Genomic DNA, 14311 nt, shown 5'->3' with positions numbered 1-14311 from the left:
AGTTGGGTTGGCCCGCTTGTTTTGGTGCATGTGCACGAGCCCCCGGGGCCTTTTTCTGAAACACGCCGCAAGTACGTCCATGTAGGCTCTTCAAAAAGGTCCCTCTTTTTGAAGGTTTCAGAAAAAGGCCCTGGGCACTCGTACACCCAAAGCATTGAGTAAGCTTCTCCAGCTTTGACTACACCGCCTAATGAAACTGAATCCAGCGTTGTCCTTCGGTACTTGAGGACATCGCCATTGTTTGGGGGCAGATGCCGGGTAAGGCTTTCCGGAACCTTCAAAAACAGGGACGTTTTTGAAGAGCCTCCAGGGACGGATTTACGGCGTGTTCCGGAAAGCCTTACCCGGTAGCTGTCCATGCACCAGTCCATGAAGGCCCGCTCCAATGAGAAAAGCACTAATAGTAGCCATGTCCCGAAACCGGGTCATAGGCCGCAACAACAAACTCCCGTGGTACCTGCCGGGGGATCTGAAGTATTTCAAGCAGGCCACCATGGGCAAGCCCATCATCATGGGCCGCAAAACCTGGGAATCCATTGGCAGGGCACTGCCGGGCAGGCTCAACATCGTGGTGTCATCAAAGGAACTGGAGTTGCCCGAAGGCGTGGCCAGGGTGGCGACGCTTGAGGAGGCATTCAAAAAGGCTGAAGCCCAGGCAATGCTCGATGGCATTGATGAGGTGATGGTGATCGGGGGAGGTCAGATCTACGAGGCCGTGCTGCCGGAAACCGACCGTATCTACATTACCCAGGTCCACGCCGAGGTTGAAGGGGATGCCTTCTTCCCGGAAGTGAACCTGGAGCAATGGCAGGAACTCGGACGGGAGGATTTCTCCGCGTCCGATAACAACCCCTACGACTACAGTTTCGTGGTCTACCAGCGCCCTCAGGCGTCCTGACGGCGTTTACCGGCGGGCTTGAAACCGTCCCGCTTGCCACCGGGTTTGCCACCCGGCTTGCCGCGATAACCGCCGGGCTTGCCCGAACCACCTTTCTTGAAGTTGCCACGAGGCCGGCCCTGCCGGCCGCCGGGGCCGCCCTTGCCCTTGGGCGGACGTGCCGACGGAATCGGCAGCTCGGACGGGGTTTCCAGGGGCAGTGATCCCGGCTGGGCCGATTCCATCCAGCAGGCCAGGGCACCGGCCAGCATGGCCATGTCGATATCATTGCGCTCGGCAATATCGTCCAGCAGGCCCATAGCCTTGGCCAGCTTGCCATCCTCGGCGAAGCCCAGGAGCTGTTGTTCGAACTGTTCCTGGCGCAGTTTCTGCAGGGCGGCCGGTGTCGGCAGTTCGTAGGATTCCATGGGCGAGTTGGTGGCCCGCTCCAGGGTGCGCAGCCAGCTCCGCTCCCGGGGGGTGACCAGCAGGATTGCCTTGCCGGTACGGCCGGCGCGACCGGTACGGCCTACACGGTGGATATAGGCTTCGCTGTCGTAGGGCACGTCATAGTTGATGACGTGGGTGATCCTGGGCACATCCAGGCCCCGGGCCGCCACGTCGGTGGCGATAATGATGTCCTTCTTGCCGCGCTTGAGGTCTTCCACCGTCTGTTCCCGCTGGCGCTGGTTCAGGTCGCCATTCAGGGGGGCGACGGAGTGTCCGCGGGCGGCCAGCTTCTCGGCCAGCAGGGTGGTTTCCGCCTTGGTGCGCACGAAGATGATCGCCGCATCAATGGGCTCCACCTCCAGGATGCGGGTCAGGGCGTCCAGCTTGCGGTCACCAAAGGTGGGCAGCACGAACTGGGAAATACGCTCGACGGTGCGGGTTTCGCTCTTGATCTTCACTTCCCGGGCATCGCTCAGGTAGGTGTTGGCGACCCGGGCGATGGCCGGCGGCATGGTTGCCGAGAACAACGCGCGCTGGCAGCTATCCGGCGTGGCGGCAAGGATTGCCTCCACGTCGTCGATAAAGCCCATGCGCAGCATTTCGTCGGCTTCGTCCAGCACCAGCGCCTTGATGTTGTTCAGCTTGAGCTTGCCGCGGCGCAGGTGGTCCAGCAGGCGGCCGGGGGTGCCGACAATGACCTGGGCACCCCGGTTGAGGGCCTTGAGCTGCGGTGCGAAGTCGGCGCCGCCATAGATCGGCAGCACGTGGAGCTGGCGGAAGCCGCTGGCATAGGTGGTGAACGCTTCCGCCACCTGGATGGCCAGTTCACGGGTGGGGGTCAGCACCAGAATCTGGGCGGACAGGTCGTCGGCATCGATACGGCTCAGCAGCGGCAGCGCAAACGCGGCGGTCTTGCCGGTACCGGTCTGGGCGATGCCCAGCAGGTGATGGCCTTCCAGTAGCACCGGGATGGCCTGGGCCTGGATCGGTGACGGGGTTTCATAGCCAACGGAACGGACAGCCTCAAGCACGGCCGGGTTGAGGCCGAGTTCAGCGAAGGTTTGTTCGGACATGTAATTACCTGGTATTCGGGGTGGGGGAGCCACAAGTCTGGTATCCGGGCCTGTAACAGGTCCGGTAAAAAAGGTGCGAGGCTCCTGAAGCTACCGGCTGAGCGCGTCGGGGTAGCTTGTTAATCTCACCCCATAAACCCGGCTGGTATCGTCACGGACCAGCCGCTTACGGGAAGGGGCGTCCATGGATCTGGTCATCGTGCTGACAATGACGGGGCGGAGTATACGCGGTTGTCACAGGCATTTATAGCGCCACCAGGTAGGTAGTTGCCGGTGCGACTTGTGCCGGGGGCGGATTTGGGGCAGTCTTTTTGCCTCAGATAATACGCATCCTTATTAATTAGCCGGAGTTCAGATTGCCATGACCCTTGAGGACATCCTTGCTTCCGCTTCCCGTAACGAAGTGATCATTCCCGCCAACTGGGCGCAGGGCCGGGCCACCTTTGGTGGACTGACCGGTGCGCTGGCCTGTGAACGGATGCAGTCGGTGGTCACCCCAGGGCGCCCCATGCGTGCCATGCAGGTGTCCTTCGTGGGACCGGTGGAGCCGGGTATTCCGGTGGCCCTGGAGGTGGAACTGTTGCGGGAAGGTAAGTCGGTAAGCCAGGTGCTGTTGCGCATGGTGCAGGATGGCTCTACCCGGCTGGTTGCCCTTGGCAGCTTTGGCAGTGGCCGTGAGTCCGAAGTGTCGGTATCGCCACTGCCGGCACCGGAGGCGCCCGCCCCCGAGGACTGTGAGCCGACCCCGTTTATCGAGGGTATGATGCCCAACTTTGCCCAGTTCATTGAAATGCGTTGGTGTTTTGGCAGCCGCCCGTTCAGCGGGCAGAAGCATCGCGATATGGGGGGATGGATGCAGTTCCGGGAAGCGCCCTCAAAGCTGGACGAAGCGGCCATCATGGCATTGATTGACGCCTGGCCGCCGGTTCCCCTGTCCCACCTGACCAGCTTCGCTCCCAACAGTTCACTGACCTGGTCGGTGGAGCTGATGGACCCGCTGCCGACGGTGAAGCCGGACGACTGGTTGCTCTATCACGCCTCCATTGACCGGGCCAGCGACGGGTACGGCAACGTGCATGCGCAGATCTGGAACCGTCAGGGAGAGCTGGTGGCTATCAGCCGTCAGACCGTGGCGGTATTCGGATAGAGCTGGCGGGTGGCAGCCGGTCAGGCCGCCAGGCTTGGCCGGCAGGCATCAATGATCACCCGGGCGAAGCTGTCGGAGGCGTCCTCCTGCAGGAAGTGACCGCCTGACAGGGTGACATGGGGCTGGCCCAGTGCCCCGGGAATACGCCGTTGTAATGGCCGGTGCCCGCCGCGGGTGCCCGCATCCGAATCGCTGAAGCAGGTAATGAACGGCTTCTGCCATCCTTCCAGGAAACGCCACAGGCGCTGACGGTTCAGGTCCTTGTGATGCTGTCGCAGGGCACGGGCGAAGGACCGTGCACCGGCTTTGTAACGGTCGTCCGGGAATGGCGCGTCGTAGGCGGCCAACTCGGTCCTGCTCAGCGGTCGGGTGGTGCCTAGCTGGATCAGCTGGGGTACCGGGAACCAGGGGCTATAGCGTGCAAACATCTGCCAGAGCCCGGAGACCGGCGCATGGTCCTGCCCGGCCCGGGGAATCACGGCGTTGGCGGCAATAATGCGCCTGAACCGTTCCGGCTGACGCATCACCAGCGCCAGGGCCAGCAGTGAGCTGCGGTTCTGGCACACCAGGGTGATGTTGTCCAGGTCCAGGGAAAGCAGCCATTTCTCCAGCCAGTCCAGGTGTTTTTCGAAAGAGTAGTCTTCCTGGCTTTCCGGCTTGTCGGATTTGCCGAAACCGATCATGTCCGGCGCCAGCACCCGCAGGCCGGCCCCGGCCAGCGACGGAATCATGTGCCGGTACAGGTAGGACCAGCCATGTTCGCCATGGAGCAGGACCACCGGGGCTGCCACGGTCGGGCCGTGGTCCACGTAGTGGAGGCGCAGGGGTGTGTCGGTGCCGACATCCGTGAATTGCGGCGGGTAAGGGAAGTCCGGCAGATCCCGGAAACGGGAGTCTTCGGTTCTCAGAATACGCATACCATCGACTGCTCTGGCTGATTGCAAGCGTGACCCCGGGTGTTCCGTCTGGTTAATGCACCGACTTCCAGCATGGCAGGCCTGCCGATGGCCTGCGTGCGCAGTGAATTAACCAGACGAAACACAGGATTGAATGGGGACAGCTTAGAGCAGATGGCGGTTTGTTGTGTGTGCTTTCAGTAACAGAGCGTTATCGATTTGAATCAGACGGCGATCCGGTTCTCGTGACGCTGCTGTTCTGCGCCCTTCATGGCTTCGTCGCAGCAGTTCACGGCACCGCAGTCGTCCGCTGAGCACAGGCCAATGGTCATGCAGGGAAGGTCATAACGGTTTTCACCGTCATTGGAAAAGATCCGGTTGGGTGACAGTATTGACCGGCAATGACCGCACAGCAGGGTTGGAACCGTGCTGTGTTCCGCCAGCCGTGCGACATAGAAATCGTGATGTTCAGTCATATTTTGCTCCTTTTCTTCGGGTGCTCCTTTCCGACGCTCACTGACTCAACGATAAATCGGACGGAACACAGGGTCCACCATACGGGGCCAATATGACAATTAAAGGTCTGACAGGTGGCCTGACAAGTACGTCAATATGCCTACGATCGGTTCACCGGCGGATAAACGACGGCCCATGGAGACCGCGTCAATTGGGCGGTGTCAGGATTCCGGTGGGGGGCGACGGTTGGAGCGCTTGTCTTCCCAGCTGAGTTCCCGGGGGTCGTACCAGTCAAGTTCCCGGCAGACCTGGTGTCGGGTGAGGTTGGACAGGGTGTCCCAGAGGGTTTCAAACTCCTCCACGGCGCGGTCCCTTTGTCGCTGTTGCCGGCTCTGCAGGCGGTTGATCAGTTGCGGCAATCGCAGTGCATCGCCCAGCTGGCCCGGCACAAGCACCTCCTGCCCCATGACCTTGCGGCGATGGGTCCGGCGCGCGAGAACCCCGGCCAGGGTCTCGGCGGCCTGCAATGCGGTTTCCTCATTAAAGCCGTTACCTGACACCGTTGTGACCTTTCCTGTGCTAACTGGTTCCGTTGCGGCCCCCAATCCGGTCATACTGTGTCGGGAGACATAGGCGGCCTTTATCGGAATTGTCCAAACCAATTACTATAACTCCATCGGGACCGTACTGGCCATGCTGCCGGCCGACCGGTCACGGGTCCCTGTCCGTCCACCTGTACAAAGGAATGATGTTCAATGAAGTACGAGAGCCTGGAGCGCTGGACCTTCCTGGCAAGCCTGCTACTGGTTTCGCTGGCTTTCCTTTTCCTCCTCAAGCCATTTACCGGGCCGATCTTCTGGGCCGTGGCCATTGCCGTGATCTTCCACCCCGTGCGTCAGTGGCTGTCGCGGCGAATTGGCGAACGGTCCGGTCTGGTGGCCTTCCTGACCCTGCTGATCTGCCTGTTCATCGTGATCATTCCGGTCATGATCCTGGTGTCCACCATGGTGGCCGAGGGGCTGGCCATCTATCAGAAAATCCAGGACGGCGATATTCGCCCCGGGCAGTACCTGGACCAGATCAACCAGTCGTTCCCGGCGATCGAGGCTTTCCTCGCCCAGTTCAATCTGGATTTCGCCGAACTGAGGGATCGTCTGGCCTCGGGGATTGCCGGCGCCAGCCAGTTCCTGGCCAAGCAGGCCCTGGGGTTGGGGCAGAACACCTTCCAGTTCTTCCTTAATACCGCCCTGATGGCGTACCTGGCGTTCTTTCTGCTGCGGGACGGTTCCCGCCTGGTGGAACTGCTGATCCAGGCGTTGCCGCTGGGCGACGAGCGCGAGCGCATGCTGTTTACCAAGTTCGCCGAAGTCACCCGGGCAACGGTAAAGGGCAACCTGTTCATCGCCGTTGTACAGGGGGCGCTTGGTGGCCTGATCTTCTGGATACTCGGTATCACCGGTGCCGTGCTGTGGGGCGTGGTCATGGCGATCTTCTCGCTGCTGCCCGCCGTGGGTGCCGCGGTGGTCTGGGTGCCGGTTGCGATCTACCTGGTGGCGATCGGCGATTATGTACCGGCCACCGTGCTGACGGTGTTTGGCGCTGTTGTCATTGGCCTGGCGGATAACCTGCTGCGTCCGATCCTGGTGGGGCGGGATACCAAGCTGCCGGATTACATCGTGTTGCTGTCGACCCTGGGGGGGCTGGTGATGTTCGGCATCAACGGGTTCGTGATGGGCCCCCTGGTGGCGGCGCTGTTCATGGCCTTCTGGGGACTGTTCATCCGGGAGTTCAGTGAGCAGGAGCCGGTGCAGACCAAGCCGTAGTAGTGGTCTGCAGGCCCTCTCCCCCGTCGGTGTTACAGCGCCGGGGGAGAGAGCGGAGCAGGTCAGTCCAGTTTGGTCAGGTCCCGCACCGCACCCTTGTCGGCACTGGTGGCCAGCAGGGCGTATGCCTTGAGGGCGGCCGACACCTTGCGGAGTCGGGGAGCCGCGGGCTTCCAGCCTTCCGCGTCCCGCTGCTCACGGCGGCGATCCAGTTCATGCTGGTCGATCTCCACATTGATGGTGCGGTTGGGGATATCGATGCGGATCAGGTCGCCATCCTCGATCAGACCGATGGCGCCGCCAGCGGCGGCTTCCGGTGAGGCATGGCCAATGGACAGCCCGGAGGTGCCACCGGAGAAGCGGCCATCGGTCAGCAGTGCACATTCCTTGCCTAGCCCCTTGGATTTCAGGTAACTGGTGGGGTATAGCATCTCCTGCATGCCGGGGCCGCCCTTGGGACCTTCGTAACGGATGATGACCACGTCGCCGCTCCTGACCTGGTCGCCCAGGATACCTTCCACCGCCGAATCCTGGCTCTCGAAGACCCGGGCCGGCCCTTCGAAGACATAGATGCTTTCGTCGACGCCGGCGGTTTTCACCACGCAGCCATCCAGGGCGATATTCCCGTACAGGACGGCCAGGCCGCCTTCCGATGAATAGGCGTTCTCCACCGAGCGGATGCAGCCGCTCTCCCGGTCACCATCCAGGGACGGCCAGCGGGTGCTCTGGCTGAATGCCTGCTGGGTGGGAATGCCGGCGGGGCCGGCCTTGTAGAACTCCACCACTTCCGGGGTCGGGTTGCGCATGATGTCCCAGGTGTTCAGGGCCTCGGCCATGGTCCTGCTGTGGACGGTGGGCAGGTCCGTGTTGATCAGGCCACCGCGCTCCAGCTCGCCCAGGATGCCCATGATCCCGCCGGCCCGGTGCACGTCTTCCATATGGTATTTCGGGGAGTTTGGGGCCACCTTGCACAGTTGGGGGACCTTACGGGAGAGTTCGTCGATCTCATTCAGGGTGAAGGGCACGCCGCCCTCCTGGGCCGCCGCCAGCAGGTGCAGGATGGTGTTGGTGGAACCACCCATGGCGATGTCCATGGTCATGGCGTTTTCAAAGGCGGCCATAGAGGCGATGCTCAGGGGCAGCACGCTGGCGTCGTCCTGCTCGTAAAAGCGTCGTGCGTTGTCCACGATCTGGCGACCGGCCCATTTGAACAGGCGCTCGCGGTCGGCGTGGGTGGCCAGGGCGGAGCCGTTGCCGGGCAGCGCCAGGCCGATAGCTTCGGTCAGGCAGTTCATGGAGTTGGCGGTGAACATGCCGGAACAGGAACCGCAGGTGGGGCAGGCACTGCGTTCGTACTCTTCCACCTGCTCGTCACTGGCGTTGGGGTCGGCGGCGATGACCATGGCGTCCACCAGGTCCAGTTTGTGCTCCGACAGCTTGGTCTTGCCGGCTTCCATGGGGCCGCCGGATACAAAGATGGTGGGAATGTTCAGGCGCATGGCGGCCATGAACATGCCCGGGGTGATCTTGTCGCAGTTGGAGATGCACACCAGCGCGTCGGCGCAGTGGGCGTTCACCATGTACTCGACGGAATCGGCGATGATCTCCCGGGAAGGGAGGGAGTAGAGCATGCCGTCATGGCCCATGGCGATGCCATCGTCCACGGCAATGGTGTTGAACTCCTTGGCAACGCCGCCGGCGGTTTCGATTTCGCGGCAGACGAGCTGGCCCAGGTCCTTCAGGTGAACATGGCCGGGAACGAACTGGGTGAAGGAGTTGGCTACGGCAATAATCGGCTTGCCGAAGTCGTCGTTGTTCATCCCGGTGGCACGCCACAGTGCCCGCGCGCCCGCCATGTTGCGCCCGGCGGTGGAGGTTCGTGAACGGTAGTCTGGCATGGCTTCAATCTCTCATCATCGTTATAGCAAACCGTTGAGGATACCAGATTCCGGTCCCGTCGAATGGTTGTTTATCGCCGTCGTGTTTACAATGGTTCACAGTCAGGGCGCATTACATCAGGAAAAGGACGTTGTCGATGACCGTTCGTGAAAACGTGGATCTCAGCCAACTGAGAGCATTCCATCCCCTCAACCGCTTGTCGGATGACCAACTGGTGGTACTGATAAACCGGGCCGAACGCCGGGTCAGTCGCCCCGGCCAGAAAATACTGGAGCGTGGCGCCCGTGACGGCATGGACTTCTTTTTGCTGAAAGGAGCGGTGGAACTGACAGCGGGGGACGGTCGTCAGACCACCGTCACGGCCGGTTCCGAGCAGGCGATGAATGCCATTTCCCGACTCCAGCCGCGGATGTTTGATGTCACGGCGGTGCAGCCCTGCCAGTTCCTGGTCATCGAGCAGTCCGTGCTCAACAACATGTTGCAGTCCGCGCCGCTGGAGCATTCCGACGACAAGGCGGGTGAGGACACGGATATGGACACAGACGAGGACCATCGCCTGCTGATGGAGTTCTACGCCGAACTGCGGTCCAACCAGGTGAGCCTGCCCAGTTTGCCTGACGTGGCCTGGAAAGTGCGACGGCTGGCGGACCGGGAGGATTCCTCGGTGGAGGATATCGGCAAGGCGATTACCGCTGATCCGGCCATGTCCGCCAAGCTGGTCCGGGCCTGCAACAGTGCGCTCTACCGTGGCTACAGTGAGGTGCGCAATGTCCACGACGCGGTGGTACGGCTGGGGGGGCGGACAACCCGGCAACTGGTGACGGTATTCGCCATGCGGGAAGTGTTCCGCAGCCGGCAGCCGGAACTCCAGAAGGCCATGGACGAACTCTGGCGGGAGGCCCGGACCGTGGGTGCCCTGGCCTATGTGCTGGCGGAGTCGGCGACGCGGGTGGCCCCGGAAGAGGCGCTGCTGGCAGGGCTACTCCACAATATTGGTGCCGTGCCCGTGCTGGTGCATGCCGAGCATCACCCCGCGTTGCTGGCCAGTCCCACTGAACTGCGCCGGGCGATGGCGGAACTGCAGTCGGACATTGGTTCCGCCATCCTGGAAACCTGGCGGTTCCCGGACACCTTTGTGGAGGCGGCACGCCATGGCGATGACTGGTTCTACGAATGTGCAAAGGACAGGCCGCAACTGGTGGACCTGGTGATCGTCTCGCGCTTGCATGCGCGCATTTCTGCTGACCAGAATGAGGGGCTGCCGGAATTCGAGCAGGTGCCGGCATACCGTCGCCTGGGAGCCCTGGAGCTGTCCGCATCCCGCAGCCTGAAACTGTTGACGGCTGCGCGGGAGCGGCTCGACCAGCTCCAGGATCTGTTATCGCCACGTTGAACATCCAGGATCGGAGAGACCATCGGTGACCCAATTACTGGACCATGTGCCGCTGTTTCCCCTGAGTACCACGGTGCTGCCGGGCGGTCGACTCCCGCTGCAGCTTTTCGAACCCCGTTACCTGGATATGCTCGCCACCTGTCTGCGGGAACAACGGGGGTTTGTGGTGCTGTTGTTGCGGGAGGGGAACGAGGCTGGCGCCGATGCCGTCTTCTACGACATTGGCACCTACGTACAGATCGTTGATTTTCAGCAACTGGACAATGGCCTGCTGGGTATTACCGTTGAGGGGCTGTGGAAGGTGGCGGTGCACCGGAGCTGGCAGGCCCCGGATGGCCTGAACGTGGGGCATGCCGAACGATTGCCGGACGAGCCGGAGGACGCCCTGCCCACCGGTCGCTCAGAGCTGGCGTCCGTGCTGCGGGCTCTGCTTCGACACCCGGTGGTCAATCGCCTTGAGCTTGAGGTGGACTTCTCCAGCGCCCGCGAGGTGGGCTGGCGCCTGATTGAGCTATTGCCCCTCAATGGCCAGGAGAAACAGCGCCTGCTGGAATACCAGGACCCGCTTGCCAGGCTGGACAGGCTGAGCGACCTGCTGGAGGCCATGGAATGATCATCAGGTCGGGGCGTAGGCCGCCACGGCGTCCGGCCACTGCCATAGGATGTAACCCACCAGGGTGCCCAGCCATAACAGGATGATCATGGCGATGATCGGGTCCAGGGTCAGCGGCACCCGGTCGTGACGGCTGAAACTGACCCGTACCAGTCCGCAAAGGGTCAGTCCGAGCAGCAGTCCCCCCACCATGTCAGAGAACCAGTGGACGCCCAGCACCACCCGGCTGAAGGCCACCAGTATCATGGGGATGCTGAAGGTCAGGTAGACCCGCCAGCGGCTGGATGGCTTCCATTCCCTTGCCACAAAAGCGCCGGCCAGGCCGAGGAACACCGTGATGCCGGTGGCATGACCGCTGGGGAAGGCATAGCTGGCAGGAGGTAGTTCGACCAGTGGCGGGCGTTCCACCGCCAGTCCGGTTTTCATCAGTGTGACACTGGCAGACGTTAGCACCAGGGCCCCGAGTACATGGCTGGCGGCACTGTAGTAGCCGCGGAACCCCAGAGCGGCGGCCAGCATCAGGGCGCCCGTTACCAGTATTGCCGGGTCGCCGGCCAGGGTCAGGGCGATGGCGGCCGGGTCGGTCAGCGAATTGCGCAGGATTCCGCTGATGTCGGCGAAGAAACTGTCCAGCGGTGCCAGTACCGCCGTTGCCTGGCTGAGCAGGGTCCACAGTACAAGGCTGCCACCGGCGCCAAGGGTCAGGATGATAGAGGCCAGGGGAAACTCCTCCCGGCCCTGTGGCCGGCTACTGGAGAACCGCTGCCAGAGATGGTGGGTGGTACCGTAGCGAATGACTTTCCCTTCCAGCCACTGATACAGGGGACTGCGGCTGCGAAGCCCGAGTTGGAGCCGGAAGAACAGGAAATAGGCCACCAGCAACACAATCACGGCTCCGGCGGCCAGGGCATACAGGCCCGGAGGGATGGGTTCGGGGCCAACCAGTGCCATGCCCACGCTGTAACCGGGCAGCAGGTAGAACGGCGCCCAGGCAAGTGCCGAGGCCAGGTTGACCAGGGTAAAGCGGCGGACAGGCATGCCGAAGGCACCGGCCACCATCGGGATCAGCGGTCGCACCGGCCCCACAAATCGGCCGATGACCACACTCTTGCCGCCGTGGCGGACGAACAGAAGTTCCGCCCGACGGAGCATGGCCGGATGTCGGCGGAAGGGCCAGACCTGGTGCAGCCGGCCCCGGAACTGTCGCCCGAGCCAGAAACTCAGGCCATCACCAACAATGGCGCCGGCCGCCCCCCAGGCCAGGATTTCCAGAACGGGAATGCCGGCCTTGCCGGCCAGCACCGCGGTCGCGAACAGGATGGCCACGCCGGGCACCAGGAGCCCCGCCATCGCCAGGGATTCCAGCAGTGCGGTCATGAAAATGGCTCCGGCCACCCAGCCGGGGTTGGCGGCCAGCCACGCCGTCAGCGCCTGGATAGCTTCCTGCATCAGGCTGCCCGGCGTGGATCGGCGGTAAACCAGACCCGGTCATGCCCCCGTCGGCCGGCTTCCTCCAGCGCGTCGGTGGCCCGTTGCCTGAGGCGTTCCGCCAGGGTGTCCTGGCTGATATGAGTGGTGGCTCCAATGCTCACCGTCATGCGGCCTACCTGGGGCCATTGCGCCTCTGCAATGCTGCGACGGATGCGTTCGGCCGTGACCCGGGCGCCTTCCTCATGGGTGAAGGGGAGAATCAGGCAGAACCGCCCCTTGCCCAGGAAGTAGAGGGTGTCGCCGGCCCGGATCAGGGTGAACAACTGCTCCGCCAGTCGGCGGTAGAGAGTCTGGGTCTGTTCTGTGCCAAGCAGTTCACGTACTTCGTCGTGGTGGTCGATGTCCATCATCAGGATCGAGACCGGGTGGCCGGTCGCCTTGGCGCGACTGATCTCCTTGTGCAGGGTCTCGTCCAGGAAGCGGGCATTGTGGGCCCCGGTGAGGGAATCGATGATCGCCAGGTCCTCGGCGGACTGGGCCATATGGTCATAGTGCCAGCTTGCCAGTCCGGCGCTGGCCACCAACAGCACAAACGCCATGATGGCCGGCAGGCTGTCGGCCAGGGGCAGGTCGAGGGCCAGCAGCAGCATCAGGAGTAGCGCGACGGGCAGGGTTACCTTGAGAGCGGCCCGCAGGGGCAGCACCAGGAACGCCAGGGCGAACACCGGGAAGCTCCAGAGGGCAGCGGTGGAGGGGCCGTCGACCCAGAGGGCGGCCAGCACGGGAAGTTCCAGCGCCACCACCAGGGGGGCATGGCCCCGGGCCCGGAGCTGATAGTTTCTCACCGCCAGGGTGTAGAGGCAGGCGCCGAGGCCAGTGGCTGCCAGGCCGGCCGCCAGGTAGAACAGGCCATAGAAGCCGAACCGCAGGTTCTGCATGGCCAGTATGGCGAAGAACAGGGCGCACAGGCCATAGGCGGCGGAACTGGTGATGGTTCGCAGTCTGGTCTCGGTCACGTTACCGGGCTCCCTTCGGCGTCGCCGGGTGGCGTGTGGGTCCAGGTGCTCCAGGACTGGACACGGTTGCCCCCCTTCTTCTGGGCACTTTGCAGGGCGCTGGCCACCGACTGCTGGAGTGTGTCCGCGTCATCGCCGATGTTCAGGCCGGCGACGCCAGCGCTGACGGTCACATCCAGGCTGTAGGACTCCAGCAGCGCCATCAGGCCCAGGCGTATCTGTTCGGCCCGTTTGCTGGCACCTGCGGTAGGTACCCCGGGCAGGATGATCAGGAACTGCAGGTCGGCCACCCGGTACCAGGTGTCGAAATCCCGCAGGCGTGAGTGCAGGTAGCGGCCAATACGGGGCAGCAGCGCCTGTATATCCGTGTCGGCGTCCGGTTCGCTCAGGTGGGCGTCCAGGCCCAGCAGCACCACGGACATATCCAGGCCTTCCCGCTCACTGCGCTGGATCTCCTTGTACAGGTCAGCGGACAGATACTCCCGGCTGGCCGCCTGGGTCAGCTCATCGGAGCGTCTCAGCGGAACCAGTTGGCGTGCCTTGTGTTCCCGCAGCAGGAAGAACAGGCCGGCCAGGATGGTGGTCAGTGCCAGTGTGCTGATAATCTGGTGCCGTTGCGGATCGCCCGCCATGGATGTCAGCGCCAGGAAGACAATCACCATTGAGACGATGGTCAGGGCTGGTGCCAGCCGGGGTGGTAGCAGTCCGAGGATGATCAGGGGCAGGGCATACAGCCAGTAGGTCAGGGGTTCATCGCCGAGCCAGAGAGCCGCCCCCAGGACCAGCGCAAGCAGCAGCACCAGCAGGTGGTTGGCCAGTTGCCACAGACGCTCATGCCGGAGCCTGGGCAGGGCAGGGCTGGTCCAGACAATGCCGGCGGTCACCACTGAGGCAAGGGCCGGGAACAGCTTGCCAAGGATCAGGCAGAATATGGCGAGTATCAGGAGTGCCAGGCTTCCCAGCCAGGCCAGTCGGCTCAGTACAAATCGCTCGGCCTTCTGGGCCATGGTGTCGTCCTTCCTGCTGTCGGTACTGGTGGCCGGGACAAACCGGTGATAAGAGCACTGGTACCTGCCGGTAACCACTGGCGGTCACAATGAATAATGATAACATCAATGTGCCAAATTCGCTGTGGTCGGGCATAATAACGCCCCGTTTCCCATTGATACAGCGCAGGGGCCGCATGGCAGGTCCCGGTCATCCGCCGGGTTACGCCAGGTGGTGATCTGTCCCCACA

13 protein-coding genes are annotated in these 14311 nt (G+C 62.8%); 5 read left to right on the top strand and 8 right to left on the bottom strand.

Going from position 1 to position 14311, the window contains the following annotated elements:
• Positions 1-385: 385 nt before the first annotated feature.
• Positions 386-898 carry a dihydrofolate reductase gene (locus ACJO3T_RS06990; RefSeq protein WP_406961343.1) on the top strand — a complete coding sequence of 171 codons (513 nt, stop codon included), beginning with the start codon at positions 386-388 and terminating at the stop codon, positions 896-898.
• Here ACJO3T_RS06990 and ACJO3T_RS06985 read toward each other — a convergent pair.
• Positions 886-2400 carry a DEAD/DEAH box helicase gene (locus ACJO3T_RS06985; protein ID WP_406961345.1) on the bottom strand — a complete coding sequence of 505 codons (1515 nt, stop codon included), beginning with the start codon at positions 2398-2400 and terminating at the stop codon, positions 886-888. The two genes, ACJO3T_RS06990 and ACJO3T_RS06985, sit on opposite strands and share 13 nt — an antisense overlap.
• Before the next feature lie 361 nt (positions 2401-2761).
• Between ACJO3T_RS06985 and ACJO3T_RS06980 the strand changes: the two genes are divergently transcribed.
• Entirely contained in the window at positions 2762-3547 is a 786-nt protein-coding gene (locus ACJO3T_RS06980; RefSeq protein ID WP_406978144.1) for an acyl-CoA thioesterase, read from the top strand.
• Between the two features lie 20 nt (positions 3548-3567).
• Here the strand turns inward: ACJO3T_RS06980 and ACJO3T_RS06975 are convergent, their stop codons facing one another.
• The 3 genes from ACJO3T_RS06975 to ACJO3T_RS06965 all read right to left on the bottom strand — a co-directional run bounded on the left by ACJO3T_RS06975 (position 3568) and on the right by ACJO3T_RS06965 (position 5459).
• Positions 3568-4464 carry a haloalkane dehalogenase gene (locus ACJO3T_RS06975; RefSeq protein ID WP_406978143.1) on the bottom strand — a complete coding sequence of 299 codons (897 nt, stop codon included), beginning with the start codon at positions 4462-4464 and terminating at the stop codon, positions 3568-3570.
• Between the two features lie 203 nt (positions 4465-4667).
• Entirely contained in the window at positions 4668-4919 is a 252-nt protein-coding gene (locus ACJO3T_RS06970) for a hypothetical protein (RefSeq protein WP_328189402.1), read from the bottom strand.
• A 201-nt stretch (positions 4920-5120) separates the two neighbouring features.
• Positions 5121-5459: a hypothetical protein gene (locus ACJO3T_RS06965; RefSeq protein ID WP_406961352.1), complete on the bottom strand. Its 339-nt coding sequence runs from the start codon at positions 5457-5459 to the stop codon at positions 5121-5123.
• Positions 5460-5654: 195 nt separating this feature from the next.
• Here ACJO3T_RS06965 and ACJO3T_RS06960 point away from each other — a divergent pair, with 195 nt between their 5' ends.
• On the top strand, positions 5655-6722 hold the full coding sequence (locus ACJO3T_RS06960; protein ID WP_406961354.1) for an AI-2E family transporter: 1068 nt from the start codon (positions 5655-5657) through the stop codon (positions 6720-6722).
• Positions 6723-6784: 62 nt separating this feature from the next.
• Here ACJO3T_RS06960 and ilvD read toward each other — a convergent pair whose 3' ends face one another.
• Positions 6785-8620 carry a dihydroxy-acid dehydratase gene (gene ilvD / locus ACJO3T_RS06955; protein WP_406978142.1) on the bottom strand — a complete coding sequence of 612 codons (1836 nt, stop codon included), beginning with the start codon at positions 8618-8620 and terminating at the stop codon, positions 6785-6787.
• Between the two features lie 137 nt (positions 8621-8757).
• On the opposite strand from ilvD, the gene ACJO3T_RS06950 reads away from it, so the two are divergent.
• Positions 8758-10014, top strand: coding sequence for an HDOD domain-containing protein (locus tag ACJO3T_RS06950; RefSeq protein ID WP_406978141.1), 1257 nt, complete (start codon positions 8758-8760; stop codon positions 10012-10014).
• Between the two features lie 25 nt (positions 10015-10039).
• Complete coding sequence (locus ACJO3T_RS06945) at positions 10040-10627, top strand: LON peptidase substrate-binding domain-containing protein (RefSeq protein WP_406978140.1); 588 nt, start codon at positions 10040-10042, stop codon at positions 10625-10627.
• A 3-nt stretch (positions 10628-10630) separates the two neighbouring features.
• Here the strand turns inward: ACJO3T_RS06945 and ACJO3T_RS06940 are convergent, their stop codons facing one another.
• The 3 genes from ACJO3T_RS06940 to ACJO3T_RS06930 are packed head-to-tail and all read right to left on the bottom strand — an operon-like array spanning position 10631 to position 14081.
• On the bottom strand, positions 10631-12076 hold the full coding sequence (locus tag ACJO3T_RS06940) for a bifunctional DedA family/phosphatase PAP2 family protein (protein ID WP_406961361.1): 1446 nt from the start codon (positions 12074-12076) through the stop codon (positions 10631-10633).
• Positions 12076-13074 carry a GGDEF domain-containing protein gene (locus ACJO3T_RS06935; protein WP_406978139.1) on the bottom strand — a complete coding sequence of 333 codons (999 nt, stop codon included), beginning with the start codon at positions 13072-13074 and terminating at the stop codon, positions 12076-12078. The genes ACJO3T_RS06940 and ACJO3T_RS06935 overlap by 1 nt, the downstream gene beginning before the upstream one ends.
• Positions 13071-14081: a GGDEF domain-containing protein gene (locus ACJO3T_RS06930; protein WP_406978138.1), complete on the bottom strand. Its 1011-nt coding sequence runs from the start codon at positions 14079-14081 to the stop codon at positions 13071-13073. The genes ACJO3T_RS06935 and ACJO3T_RS06930 overlap by 4 nt, the downstream gene beginning before the upstream one ends.
• Positions 14082-14311: the final 230 nt, after the last annotated feature.

The organism is Marinobacter shunpengi (genome assembly GCF_045449715.1).
Classification (GTDB): Bacteria; Pseudomonadota; Gammaproteobacteria; order Pseudomonadales; family Oleiphilaceae; genus Marinobacter.
The sequence above is the reverse complement of the archived record's forward strand: the minus strand, read 5'-3'. Positions and strand labels throughout refer to the sequence as shown.